The organism is Xanthomonas hydrangeae (genome assembly GCF_032697525.1).
GTDB lineage: Bacteria > Pseudomonadota > Gammaproteobacteria > Xanthomonadales > Xanthomonadaceae > Xanthomonas > Xanthomonas hydrangeae.
In genome coordinates this window covers 3947145-3959792 of the sequence record NZ_CP103836.1, presented here as the reverse complement: position 1 = coordinate 3959792, position 12648 = coordinate 3947145, and the positions used below count along the sequence as shown (strand labels likewise).

10 protein-coding genes and 1 pseudogene are annotated in these 12648 nt (G+C 58.5%); 3 read left to right on the top strand and 8 right to left on the bottom strand.

Annotated elements, in window-relative coordinates; genetic code table 11:
* Positions 1–194: 194 nt before the first annotated feature.
* From NYR97_RS16905 to NYR97_RS16890, 4 genes are all read right to left on the bottom strand, one after another.
* A complete protein-coding gene (locus NYR97_RS16905; RefSeq protein WP_316694820.1) occupies positions 195–3818 on the bottom strand; it encodes a peptidoglycan-binding protein in 3624 nt (1207 codons plus the stop codon).
* Positions 3819–3847: 29 nt separating this feature from the next.
* Positions 3848–4501, bottom strand: a complete 654-nt coding sequence (locus tag NYR97_RS16900) for a DUF1629 domain-containing protein (RefSeq protein WP_316694817.1) — start codon at positions 4499–4501, stop codon at positions 3848–3850.
* A gap of 46 nt (positions 4502–4547) precedes the next feature.
* Entirely contained in the window at positions 4548–6248 is a 1701-nt protein-coding gene (locus tag NYR97_RS16895) for a type IV secretory system conjugative DNA transfer family protein (RefSeq protein ID WP_316694815.1), read from the bottom strand.
* A gap of 162 nt (positions 6249–6410) precedes the next feature.
* Complete coding sequence (locus NYR97_RS16890) at positions 6411–6752, bottom strand: helix-turn-helix domain-containing protein (RefSeq protein ID WP_316694813.1); 342 nt, start codon at positions 6750–6752, stop codon at positions 6411–6413.
* 238 nt (positions 6753–6990) lie between these two features.
* Between NYR97_RS16890 and NYR97_RS16885 the strand changes: the two genes are divergently transcribed.
* Both NYR97_RS16885 and NYR97_RS16880 read left to right on the top strand, forming a co-directional pair.
* A complete protein-coding gene (locus tag NYR97_RS16885; protein ID WP_316694811.1) occupies positions 6991–7302 on the top strand; it encodes a hypothetical protein in 312 nt (103 codons plus the stop codon).
* Between the two features lie 48 nt (positions 7303–7350).
* Positions 7351–7743: pseudogene (locus NYR97_RS16880) on the top strand (hypothetical protein).
* A gap of 225 nt (positions 7744–7968) precedes the next feature.
* On the opposite strand, the gene NYR97_RS16875 reads toward NYR97_RS16880, so the two are convergent.
* From NYR97_RS16875 to NYR97_RS16860, 4 genes are all read right to left on the bottom strand, one after another.
* Complete coding sequence (locus NYR97_RS16875) at positions 7969–8541, bottom strand: plasmid mobilization protein (RefSeq protein WP_316694809.1); 573 nt, start codon at positions 8539–8541, stop codon at positions 7969–7971.
* Positions 8542–8632: 91 nt separating this feature from the next.
* Positions 8633–9376: an IS21-like element helper ATPase IstB gene (gene istB, locus NYR97_RS16870; RefSeq protein WP_316694807.1), complete on the bottom strand. Its 744-nt coding sequence runs from the start codon at positions 9374–9376 to the stop codon at positions 8633–8635.
* 15 nt (positions 9377–9391) lie between these two features.
* Entirely contained in the window at positions 9392–10927 is a 1536-nt protein-coding gene (gene istA / locus NYR97_RS16865) for an IS21 family transposase (protein WP_316694805.1), read from the bottom strand.
* Positions 10928–11189: 262 nt separating this feature from the next.
* On the bottom strand, positions 11190–11477 hold the full coding sequence (locus NYR97_RS16860) for a hypothetical protein (RefSeq protein ID WP_046932707.1): 288 nt from the start codon (positions 11475–11477) through the stop codon (positions 11190–11192).
* Between the two features lie 98 nt (positions 11478–11575).
* Here NYR97_RS16860 and NYR97_RS16855 point away from each other — a divergent pair, with 98 nt between their 5' ends.
* A complete protein-coding gene (locus NYR97_RS16855) occupies positions 11576–12610 on the top strand; it encodes a hypothetical protein (protein ID WP_316694798.1) in 1035 nt (344 codons plus the stop codon).
* Positions 12611–12648 lie beyond the last annotated feature (38 nt).

Here is a 12648-nt window from a genome sequence, read left to right as displayed (position 1 = left end):
GCCGATATAACTATTAAGTTATATTTAAATATTAATGAAAAATGTACGAGCCCAATTCATGAGCACGCCGTTGTCGATTTTCGCCACCCCCAATGACTCGCTTCTCAGCTTTCATATATCTCTTAGGACATAAGTTTGAATCCGCACCATCTGCTTGCGAACCAGAAACCTCTGCGACGAAGGCAATTTTTGCCTCAACCGCCCCCATCACAACCACCGCCTCCATCACCGCCAGACATCGCCTGCTGCTGAGAGTGGGCAGCAAGCGTCATCACGGGGCCTGTTGGGTTCTTGTCGATTTCTTCGCGCTCGCGCTGGAATTGCACCATCTCCTGCGCCCGTTGCTGATCCATTGCCTCCGTCTTCTGCAAGGTCTCATTGATGCCAGGCGATGGCGTATTGAGCGAGGTTTCCGAGTGAAAGCCGGGCGTTTTGCCAAAGACAAAGGCGACATCATCTTGGATGGTCACTTTCCGGAGTTCATCCGCGCGCTCGATCCCTGACTCTTTGACGGCATGCAGCACTTCGGCCGTTTTCTCATCGGAGGTGCCTCTCGGAAGCTGTGCCTGGATGGCGGAGAACAACGCGTAATCCCGATGATTAGAGGGAAAGGCCTGCTGAGCTTTGTCTTGGGATGGCCCGACTTGCTCGACCCGGTCCTCCTCGTTCACAGCTGCGTTTGAACGCCCGCCAGTCCCATCAAAACCAAGCGATGACGCATAGGAGGAGGACGTGCGCTCAGGCAAGACGATCTGTGCCGGCATTTCGCTCTGCGTTGCGGTTGCCGGCGACGGCGCTCGCACCGCCTCTTGCTGCGTTGCCTGCGATGGAACAGCCGATGGCGCATCGTTCTGTGGTGCAACTCCTTGCGCTTGCTGCTCGCTACCCTGCTCCACCGGGTTATTTGCCGAAGCCGGCGCTGTGGGTTTCAATGCTTCCCGACGCGTATGTTGTGCTTGGGACAACGCCGCATCCAGATCTTGCCCGGCAACGCCCGTCGCCGGCAAACCTTGGTCCTGCTGGAACTGCCTCACGGCATGTTCGGTCTCTGGACCGTAGTGCCCGTCTTGCGGCACGGCCTGACCATTGGGACCACGGGCATCCACTTGCTGCAAGCGATACTGCAAGAACTCGACCTCTTGTCCCCGGTCGCCCAGGCGCAACCCTTCCACCTCACCTGATGCCGACGGCGTTGGAACAGTTGCCTGGGTTGGGGTTTCCTCACGAGACGTGAGAGCTGATGAAACCGATCCGACGCTCGGCGCAGATGCGCTTGCCGTGGGTGGGTCTACTGCCTCTGCCTTCGGCTGGACTGCGCCGGCTGCCGAGGGTGCGGCAACCTCAGGTGTTCGGGTTTCTTGGGATTCGCGTTGTGGGACAGACTCGGGCTTCGGTTCGGTAGGCTTGGCAACCGGGCGCACGTCTTCTGGCAGCGGCGCGTTGACGGATGCAGGCATCACGACCGGAGCAGGCGTTGCCATCTCCGCAGCAGCAGCAGGCGCGTCGGGTGTGCGTGCAACGTCTCGATCTCGCTGCACGTCAATGGCTGCCTGAGGCGCTTGGGTTTCATCCACATGCGGGGCGGTAGCTGATGTCGCCGCAAAGCTCGCAACCTGTTGCGCTTCTTGCGTGGAAACGCCTTGCCGATTGGCCTCCCGCAGGACTTGCTCGTAGGCATCGCGTTCTTGAGGCGAACGATGTTCGATCTGGCGTTCGCCAAGCTCAGGCTTAGGCGTCTCCTGCGCTTGCGCATGAGCTTGCACCTGCTCACGTGCGTGTTGGAGGTCTTCGCTACTGGTGACCGCCGCGACGCGGATCACACCATCATTGCCGCGTTGCAGATGGGCAATGGGGCCGTCGAGCTGACGCGCGCCCTGTGCATCGGGATCGAGCGTCAGAGAAGAGTTCGACGCATCCAGACCTGAGTTTGCACGCGTGGTGTTGATGGCCAACTGGATGGCAGCAAGGGACTCGGCATTCGGATTGAGGCCATAACCTGCATAGGTTGTCGCTAGGCTCGATAGGTCTAGCTGATCCTGGGTCGGGCGCTGCCACGCGGGGAGCGCTGCCATCGTTTGTTCGTGCTGTTCCAGATGTGGCTGCATCGCAACGCGGGTGGCCGACAGTTCCGCAGCGATCGGGCCGGTTGCCACCTCGCCGTTATGGCGCCACACACCGTCAGCAAATTGATACTGCTTGCTGTTGGATGCCTGCAAGCTATCCGGATTGAGCGCGGTAGTGACGGCTGACGGCGATTGAATGCCAGTGATCTTGTCCCAGCCATCCAGGCGGTGAGCGACCTGATACCGAGCGGCAAGGCCCGCTGGCCCCTGAACGATATTGCTTTCCACGACCTCAGCTGCTTGCGCGTCCAGTTTCGCAGCACGCGCAGCCGGTGCAACTTCAACCTGGGTGGTATTGCCGCCATTTGGATCAATGTCGGTAACGCGGGTGCGCTGCCACTGACCAGTATCGGCGTCACGCGTCCAGTTCGCCGGCAACAAGCTTGGAAGATCAGTGCTGCTGGCTTCCAAGTTGTATGGGCTACGCGGCGGCGGCATCCGGCTCATCGCCAGTTCGACAGACGTATTGGCGGCTCGGTAGTCCAACTCACGGCGGGTATCGAAGTCTGCCGAAAACGTTGTCTGCTGCGGATGGTCAATTCCATCGGCACGAAGATCAGCGGCCATCGGCTGCACCCATTGCCGCCCGTTGTAGCTCCACTGCCTGCCCAGGGAGTCCACTTGATGCGTGATCTCACGCTCATCCAGGGTCGCCATTATCTTGTCAGACACGACGTAACCAGCAACGCCGCCCACTGCGCCACCAACGGCAACGCCAACTGGGCCACCCACTGCGCCAATCTCCGCTCCTGCCCAAGCACCGGCCCAAGCACTTGCGTTGTTAGCGGCGTAGTTGCGCAACTCGTGCTTTGCACCCAGCAGGTTGTCTTGCGCGAGCAACGTGCTCACCCGCTGACTGGTCCCAATCGCATCGGTCGCCGATGCCAGCAAGCCCGTTACACGAAGCGCTTGGCCTGCGGACAAGCTACCTGCAAGAAGCTCGGGGGTGGCGAAGCCGCGCTGGCCTACTGGAATGCGTAGCGGCCTCGCCGCATCCGCTCCTAAAGCCTGCTCGACTTGCAAAATCCCCTGCTCAGAGAAATTCAAACGGCCATTCGCGTGTGCTTCGGCAATGGCTTGCGAAAGCACAGTTCGTTCGAGAGCTGGATTGCCGCCCTTGGACAGGTTTTCGCTCGATTGAACCATCGACTGCAGCGTTGTGGACACATGCGTTTCGGACTGCGTGATCGATGACCAGGCCAGCTCTGACGGCAGCATTTGCCCAAAGCGGCCAATTTGTGCTTGGTGCACTTGTTCGTAGCTGGCGACGTTGCCAAAAAAGGACTGCACCCTTGGCCGAATGTCGTCTGCTTTCAGGCCCAATGGCGCATTGGTGTAAAGATCACTATTGATCAGCCCCGTTCGCATGGTGTCTTGCAAGCGTTCTACTTTCGCGGCAAGCCTCTGCGCGGCATCGGGATCACCCGCTAGCATCTTCTGACCGTCAGCGCTCCGTTCAAACCGATCGAGCCAAGTTAGTGTGCCAGACTGATACGTGCCAATCGGCCCTCCACTGTGCGGTGGCAAGTGGAGTGCCGATGCAAGATTCTTACTTGCTGGCATAAAGATGCGATTGCGCTGCGCATCCATCTCAAACAGGCCTTCGTCAGCAAGATTTCTTAGCAACGGACTGTTATCGAGTGTTTGCTGCTCGATAACATGATGATCCTGAAACAACGGGCGCGGTCTTGCCATGAAGCCACCTCTACATGGTTTGAGCAGTCTTACTGGTCAGCAGCGTCGGCAAACCAAAGCCCGTCCGAATGACTCTTGGCTCCAATCCCGGCATGCCTGACAGCCTCACGAAGCACGCTATCGCACACAACAAGTATTCCTGAGTAGGGAACCCGGAAAATATGCGCCGACCCAATAACGCCTTTATCAAAGGCCAGCTTGGCGCCACCGGAAAGATCGTAGAACTTGCCATTGACGAAATCATCGCTGATCTCAACCTTCAACTCTGACGCTTCTTCGTCCACTGCATCGAGCACACGCACAACATCACAAAGGTAGTGTATTGGGCCAACTGACCCATCGGGCAGTCGAAATTCACATTCGGCAAACTCAAAACCCTGCGGATCGACCGCCTCAAAGACGTTTTTTAAGCGCTCCGAGACAAGCCAGTAGCCGCTATAGATGCCTTCAAGATCGCGGGGCATCTTTCCTTTTTTGGGATCGTAGCCAAGCCGTGGCGTTTGACGAAGCGGCGGAATTCCGCCATCGACTGGACGCAAGATGCGACGAGGCGGCGTAAGAAGCTCTTTCTCGTTCTCAAATACGACGCCCGAGGTCTTCCAGTTGCTGCGGATGTCCGGCATCAGTGTGTAGAACTCACCTTTCTTTGGACCACTCTGGACAGTCATATTGTCTTCTTCCATCTCTCTATTTAAGTGCAAACGCGTTTGGAGCCAAGCCCCTACCCACCTAGGAGGCAGAAGCAGCTTTCAACTTTCGCACCTCTGTCTTCGGCAATAGACGCTTGGTGAAATACGCGTCTTCGTAATACTTGATCTTCTCGCAGAGCACCGGGCTTGGGATGCCTTCGTAGAGGAAGACTTCCTTGTCAAAGCCCATCGCCTTCAATTCCTGCGGCAGCATCAGGGCACGGCGTTGCTCGGTTTCGGAGTAGGACACACTGCTTTGCTTGCCACTCGTGTGCGACTTGTTCTTCTTGCGCACCGTGGTGTAGCCGAGCATGTCCGAGTAATCGTTGGCGTCTTGCTGCTCGCGCGGGGCATAGACGATTTGCAAGGCATGGTTGGTGATGATGGTGCGTGAGACATCCTTGCCATAGGTCGCATCCAGCTGCGCCATGCTCTGGATGATCGGCAGCAAGCGGATGTTGTAGCCGGCCATGTAGCTCACCGCGCTTGCGATGATGTCGACCCGGCCGATGGACGTGAACTCATCCATCAGCAGCAAACACTGGTGTTTGAGCGCCGGATTGTTCTGCGGCAGCTCTTTGGTGTTGAGGTTGATGAGCTGACTAAACAGCAGGTTGATCAGCAAGCGGCTTTCGGCCAGCTTGTTGGGCTGGATGCCGATATAGATGCTCATCTTCTTCTTGCGCACATCGGTGAGCAAGAAGTCATTGCCGCTGGTGGCCGCATCCAGGATTGGGTTGATGAACTGGTTGAGCGGCTCCTTGAACGTGCCCATGATCGAGGCGAACGTCTCTTCGGCTTGCGAGAGCAAATTGTCGAACGCCATCTTGGCGTCGCGGCCCAGGAAGTCGCGCTGCGAGAGCTTTTTAAGGTAGCCCTTCAAGTCGCTCCCATCCCCAGACGACACGCGATAGAGCATCCCAAGGGTTGGGAACATCCACATTTCTTTTGGATGCTTACGCTTGATCTGATCGTCAAGGCTATCGAACAGATAGAGCGTAAATGCCATGAAGGCGTTGCGCGCCTGGCTTACCCAGAACTTCTGGGCGTCGGAGCCATCCGGGTAGAGCATCGCCGCCACACTCATCAGATCCGACACGCGAAAGGCGGGATCGGGCGAGATATAGCTCAGCGGATTCCAGCGGTGCGTGCGCCCGTCTTCGGCAAACGGGTTGAACAAAAAGACCTCTTGGCCTTGGCTCTTGCGCCAGCCGGAAGTGAGATCGAAGTTTTCTTGCTTGATGTCCAGGACTACCACTGAGCCTTGGTAGTCGAGCAGATTGGGAATGACGATGCCCACACCCTTGCCCGAACGCGTGGGCGCGGCCAGGATCACAAACTGCTGACCGGGCAAGCGCACCAGCTTGCCACCGTGCTTCCCAACCACGATGCCGGTTGGCGACGGTTTGAGCATGTCTTTCTTGGCCAGATCACTGCCCGAGGCAAAGCGCGCATCGCCGTGCAAGGCGGCGGCCTTCGGCTTGAACAGCGGGATCAGCAGTGCGATCCAGGCCAGCAGCGGCACGCCGAAGCCAATGGCGCCAGCCAGCTTGATCTTGGTGGCATAGGGAGCGAACTGCGGGAGTTCGAGCGCTTTGACGTAAGACCAGTAGGTGCCGACGGTGAGGGGACCGGCCACCTTCAAGAGCATCAAGATCAACTGACCGGAGAGGTAGACCCCTGCGGTGAGGGCGATGAGCAAGAGCGCGATGGCGACACTGAGCTTGGTCTTGCCGGTCATGACGCGCTGCCTTCCATCGGTGATCCCTGGCTTGTTTGAAAACGACCGTCCGCTCGCAAGATTACAGGATCACATCGCCCGCTCAGATCGGATGGGCATTGGCATCCGTGTAGGAATTGTCTGATCTGCAAGCATGCCAAGACACCAGCAAGGACCTTCTCACTATGAGCTGGGTGGATCGCTGCGCTTGGCTTTGAGCTGCAATTCGGCCACGACTTTTCGCTGCTCCTCGACGGAGAGCTTGGCGAGCGCTTGGATGGCGTCTGCCACCTCATCGGTCTCGGCGAAGAAAGCAGCCAGTGGCATGCCGAGGGCATCGGCCAGGCGCTTGGCGGTGCGCAAGTCGCACTCGTTGACGCCCTTCTCGTAACGATTGATACGCGTCCTGGCCACCTCAGGTGCCAGTCCAGCGGCAACCCCCAAGGCTTCCTGGGTCAGCTCGGCCTTCTGGCGCGCGTGACGGAGGCGGTTGGCGAAGATGAGACGAGCGTCGTCCAGATCCAAAATGTGACCACAAGCATGCAATGTGATGAATGAGCATGAGGTCTCCGACTTGCCTTGTCTGTTACTTTATCAGCAACATGATTCCGTCCGCCAATCAACGGCGCCCGCCAAGCACCAACACCGGTCGTTCCTGCCGGTGTGCGGAGGCTTGCAGTCATTGAGCATGCCGGCAATCAGGGCATCCAAACCTATCGGCCTGATGGATCCCTAGCGCTCTTCCTTCCTCTTGGAGATACACATGTCAAAGCTTTGTTTGGCCCTGGTTGGCCTGATGTCGGTCTGTTTGGCCAGCTGCTCGGGCGGCGGCCCCGCTGAGACTGAGCGGGAGCACGCTTTTTTGCAGTTCGTCAAAGCGAACAGTAACGAAGAGGCGCGCATCGAAGACTTCGAGAGCAACCAGTGCACGAAGGCGGAAGGTGTGCCCAGTTACACCTGTGACGTAAGTGCCAAGGTTGAAGCCATGGAGCGGGACTTTGGTCATCAAATGGATGGGGTCTACACCTTCACCAAGGTGGGCGGCACTTGGAAGATCACCAGCCGCGTCCAATAGCTACCGTTGGCAATCAACGATGGTCCCATTCTGTTCTCAGGAGTTCACATGACCGTTAGCACGTTTCTCATCTTGCTTGCCCTGGGCACAGCGGTGCTGGTCGCCGTTGCCGTCAATCGGGCTGACCGATTGCGCAACCAGCGGGAGGTCTTTGGTCGGGAATTTGATCGCTCCTATTTTGGGCGACAAGGCGCTTTGGCGATCTCGATTGAGCGGTAGCGGTTGAAGATTCGTGTCGGCAGGACAGTGAAGATCTACCCGTTGATGGATGTTCGCTCTTGGGAGAAGCACTGGCACAACTCAAGGCGGGAAGGCACGATCACGGTCAGCGTTCGAGATGTGGATCATCCAGTCTGGACGATCAAGTTCGGCAGCGAGCGCGAGATGAACCAGTGGTATGAGATCTTGAATCAGGCGATCAATGAGGGCGAGAAGCTCTGACCGCTCGTTTTGCGAACGGCCAGGGGTGGCTTGACGAAGATCCGCTTTGTGCTACGAATCAAGTGCATCAGCCACTTGGATTCTTCGCCATGCCTCCTTCCGCCAGTCAGCAAGCCTTACCTCTGGACCACCAAGAACATCAACTCCGCCAAGCCCATGTTGAAGGCTGGATCGCCCAACAGCATGCGGCTGGCTTTGGCGTTGACCAGCACATGGCCAATGCGCTCAACGACTATCTTGAGGGCCGTGTGGATCTCCCTGGGCTGGTGACTGAGCTTCGTCGTCCCTACTTGAACTGAGCCCGCCAGTGAGTGACAGCATGATGGGCATCTGCGCCACCGAAGCCTCATCAACAGAAGTGTCCATGTCCGGCCCATAACGCTCTCGCTGGGCCTCTTCCGCCGTGTGGCCATCCGGCACGCTCAACAGTCGCCCCTCTTGGCGGTAGCGGGACAGAAGCTGCTCAAAGCCTTCCTGGCCTTGGACATAGATCCCGTTGCCTCGCGTCGCTTCTAAGCGTTTCGTCAAGGGCCGATGCTCAACCGATTTGCCAATGCCAGCTTGGGCAAGGTGTGCATTGATCCGATCAGCGATCATGGCACGGATCCACTCGACTTCCTCCTTGCCATTCATGCGCCCGTCTAGCACCCGCGTCTTTGCCGTCAGTCCCGACGCTTCCATCTTTCGCGTCGTGGCAAGCAGATGGCAATAGAAGTAGCGAGGATCATCTTTGGTCGGACGATGGTGGCTGGCCTGCAACGCAAAGCCAAAGCGCTCGATCAGGCTACGAAAAGCCAACCAACTGGACACTCATCGGCGACGGAACTGGACACCGCCGCCAAATGAACTGGATGCGAGTGCCAGAAGCGCTGGACAGCGCCGCCAGGACTCACTTCTCGGACTTGACGGCTTTCGTCTTTCGCATGGATTCACCCTTGAGCGCTAGTTTGTGGCTGCTGTGAATCAGTCGATCCATGATGGCATCAGCTAAAGCAGGGTCACGGATAAACGCATGCCAGTCCTGCACTGGCATCTGGCCAGCTACAATCGTGGCACCAGAGCCGACACGGTCATCCAGTAATTCCAGTAGATCTGCACGTCCCCGGCTGCTCAGCGGCGTCAGGCCGAAGTCATCCAAGATCAGTAGGCCGGTCCTGGCGAGTTGATTGCGAAGCTTGGCCAGTGAGCCGTCCGCATGCCCAATCTCCATGTCTTCCAACAGGCGGCCCACGCGCCGGTAGCCTACCGTGATTCCTTGGCGTGCGGCTTGTACGGCCAGGGCACATGCCAGCCAGGTCTTTCCAGTACCTGTCTGCCCAGTGACCAACAGGTTTTGGCGGTGTTCAATCCAGCCACAGGTCAGCAAATCCGCGATCACCGAGCGATCCAACCCGCGCCCAACGCGATAGTCGATAGCCTCTGGTTCGGCGTAGATCTTGAGCTTGGCATTGCGAATCAGGCGCGTAAAGCGCTTGCTGTCGCGCTGACTTACCTCGGCGTCAACCAGATGGCCAAGGCGCTGATCGAAGCCGAGTGCTCCGTAGCTGGATTGGGCGAGCTGATGTTCAACGCCAGCTACCATGCCGGTCAATTTGAGCGTTCGTAGCTGATCAATCGTATGTTCCAAAGACATGATGTTCTCCCTGAATTATGAGTAGTAGTTAGCACCGCGCACATTTTCGTGCGCCTGTGGAGCGTCATCGTTGCTTGCACTGTCATCGCAAGATGCGCTGCGATCCAGATGGCGCACCAGGATCGACTTCACCGAGCTGACACTGTTGGCTTGGATGCGCACTGCCCGGTCACAGGCCGCCTGCAGCCTTTCGATCCCGTGTTCACGCGCAAGGCGTCGCAGCCCTCGACAGGCTTGCAGGGTCAGTGCCGGTCGGCGATGAGTCGCGCTATGTCGTTGCACAAATTTATGCAGGGCGCCTCCCTGCTGACGCGCCCATGTCATTAGTACATCCGGCGTGTCTTGTGCGTAAGCGCGATGAGACGGGGGCTGGTGCTCCGGCGACGTGCTACATCCACCCACTTCGCCGCTGCGCGGATGCATGGCCACCCGCTTGTCGCGGTGGAAGACTGCCAAGGCCTCCCGGGTGACCTTCAAGTTGACCTTTGCGCCAACCAATGTGTGAGGAACCGAGTAAAAGTGGCCCTGCCAAGGGACGTGGTAATCCTGTCCCACATGCACCTTAAGCTTCCATTCTGCGTACTCGTAGGGCATCTGCGGACACGGACGCAGCGCGGGGCCGTCCAGTTCCTCGAACAGTTGCTGACGGCTTTTTCCGCAGGACCCACGCATCGGACGAAGGTTCATGCGGTCCACCAGCTCGGCAATGGCGCGATTCAGTTCTTCCAGCGAGAAGAACACCCGATTGCGCAGCCGCGCCAGGATCCAACGCTGGGCCAGTTGCACCCCAATCTCTACCGGCGCCTTGTCCTTGGGTTTGCGCGGACGTGCCGGCAGCACCATGGTGTCGTAGTGCGCAGCGAACTCGGCGTAGGTCATGTTCAGCAGTGGCCCGTCTTGCCCGGAAACGGAGGTCACCGCCGCCTTGAGGTTATCCGGCACCAAATAGGTGGGCACGCCTGCAAAGAACTCCAGCGCCTTTGCATTGCAAGCGATCCAGTCAACCGATTTCTGGCTTGCGACGGCATAGACGAAGGTCTTGCGGCTGGCACCCATGACCGCCACGAAGAGCTCCACCGGGGTTGTTGCGCCGGTCATCTGATCAGTGATCGAAGGGCGCACCCCGGAGAAGTCCAGAAACAGCTGTTGTCCTGGTGCACGCACCTGACGCATGACCAGTCCTCGCTTACGCGCATAGCGGCGGTAGCGGCGTCGGAACTCGGTCTCTGACATCGCCCCGGCTTCCAAGCCGAGGGCATATTCCTCATGCAATAGTGTGATCGTCATGCCGCGCCGCTGCAGCTCGGCGTGTACATACGACCAATCCGGTTCAACGAGCAACTTCTTCGGACCACTTTTGCCCGGATTCAATCGGCGCGCCAGCGCGACCTCGTCCATGCTCTCGATGTCATCCCACGATTGCGAGAGGGCTCGCAGGCGTTTGCGATAGCGGCCGACAGTGGTCGGCGAGCGATTCAACTTTTGACCAACCTGCCGATCGGTCAGGTCCGTGCGCAACAGGCACCGGCACAGGTCTTTCAACGGATTCATGGCACTCCTTGCACCGCCTTCGTTCCAGGCACCAGCATCTGGGCCAGAACAGCGGCAACAGTCCCCCGAGCCAGCGCGTAAGGGCTGACAAACAGGGATTGACGAAGGGAGGGCGGATGCCGAGAATGCAGCGAACAGGTTCTAGCTACACCCTCAAAGCCCCCAAGCGTTGACGCGCTTGGGGGCTTTTGCATTTCCCACGTGTGGATTGGGGGTTGGGAGTCGTCAGGTCATGCTGGCCCCCTGTCTTCCATATACGCAGTCACGGCGTGTTTCCGTTTGGGTGCGATGCCCGGATGGCTTGGTCGCGCAAGCCTGCCAGCCAGTGCGCAATGTCTTTGGCAAGCGCGTATTTGCCGCGGCGATTAGGGATGGGGAACACCGGCACCGGCAGCGAGTCACGGGACAGAGCCTGCCGGAACGCATCCAGCGAGGTGTAGCCCAGTGCTTGGCGCAGATCATCTTGGCCGATCACCGGACCATAGTGGTGCAACAGATCCTGCTCCAGGACTTTGGCCAACGCGCCGATGTGTTCGTCACGCTCTGTCATGCCGCTAGCGTAACGATTGCACCGAGAGTCGCCCAGAAGGAAACTGAGGGCCTCCGCGTTACTCTAAATTGCACCGCGATGAGTCGGATGAGCCGTTGATGCAGATCAAGGACTACAAACCTGGCCGGGTAAAAGCGGTAGTTCGCTTTGCCGAATCGAACGGAAATCGTTCCGCTGAGAAGGCCTTGAACGTGCTGAAGGTTGGCTTATGGTTCGAGGGGCTGCGGGCGCGTATGGGCTGTCCGACGGCCTATCGCCTGGGTCAGGTTTTGCAGCCCGGCACCTACCTCAAGGGCGAACACCATCACAATTTGTGGGCCAAGTACGCGCTGGGTAAGCACGTCCCCGGCGCCGAGACTCTCCGCACCACAGAAGCAGCCATGGCAGGCTCCAGTGAAATCCTCATGGCAGCAGCTTGGGACGCGCTGGACATCTCTCGCCCTGTTGGGGCAAATGCCGACACGCTGCTAAAGCAGTTGCGACCCGGGATCCAGATGGCGATCTTCGATCAGCAGGCGTTGGAGCGTGGACGCTATGTGCGGCGTAAAGCAACGCGCCAAGTGACTCGACGCCTGGAGGGACAAGCCGGCCTGGATAGCCTAGCCGCGCTCGTCGTATTGCTTCGAGAAGCGCATGAAGCAGGAAATCAAGGGCGGGCTTTTGAGCTCGGGCGTTCGCTGCACGCCAGCCTGTTCCTGGCCACGATTGAGGGTCCGCTGTGGGAGATCGCAGAGGAGCTGTTCGCCTACTTCATCTGCTTCATTTTTCCGTTGGCAGAAGACAAGGAGCTTGCGTTTGATCTGCATCCAAGGATCATGCAGAGGCAGGCTTTCTGCTTCTCCCGCGTCGTACTGCAGCTAGAGGACGCTGGATGGGATGGCTATCTCCCGGGCGGGCATACCCGGCAGCTGCGCCGATTGCTGACGATTGATTTTGGTTTCGATCTGTTCTTTGGGCTCGGACCACGCTTTCGGCTGACTCAGCCGGTCGAACAATCCAGCGAGAACGCCAAGCGATGGGTCGCAGAGCAAGAAATTTCATGGGAGTGGGGACTGAAGACGCTTCTCGCCGGCAGGCGCAGGCGCCTGATGCCGGATGAGGTGAGAGATCGAATTACCGCTTTGGGCGCCTGAACTTCCTTCGCTTTGACATGAACACTCCTCACGGCCTC

Coding starts and splice junctions, on each gene's coding strand:
- NYR97_RS16905 (WP_316694820.1), bottom strand. CDS start 3,818: ATGGCAAGACCGCGCCCGTTGTTTCAGGATCATCATGTTATCGAGCAG.
- NYR97_RS16900 (WP_316694817.1), bottom strand. CDS start 4,501: ATGGAAGAAGACAATATGACTGTCCAGAGTGGTCCAAAGAAAGGTGAG.
- NYR97_RS16895 (WP_316694815.1), bottom strand. CDS start 6,248: ATGACCGGCAAGACCAAGCTCAGTGTCGCCATCGCGCTCTTGCTCATC.
- NYR97_RS16885 (WP_316694811.1), top strand. CDS start 6,991: ATGTCAAAGCTTTGTTTGGCCCTGGTTGGCCTGATGTCGGTCTGTTTG.
- istB (WP_316694807.1), bottom strand. CDS start 9,376: ATGTCTTTGGAACATACGATTGATCAGCTACGAACGCTCAAATTGACC.
- istA (WP_316694805.1), bottom strand. CDS start 10,927: ATGAATCCGTTGAAAGACCTGTGCCGGTGCCTGTTGCGCACGGACCTG.
- NYR97_RS16860 (WP_046932707.1), bottom strand. CDS start 11,477: ATGACAGAGCGTGACGAACACATCGGCGCGTTGGCCAAAGTCCTGGAG.
- NYR97_RS16855 (WP_316694798.1), top strand. CDS start 11,576: ATGCAGATCAAGGACTACAAACCTGGCCGGGTAAAAGCGGTAGTTCGC.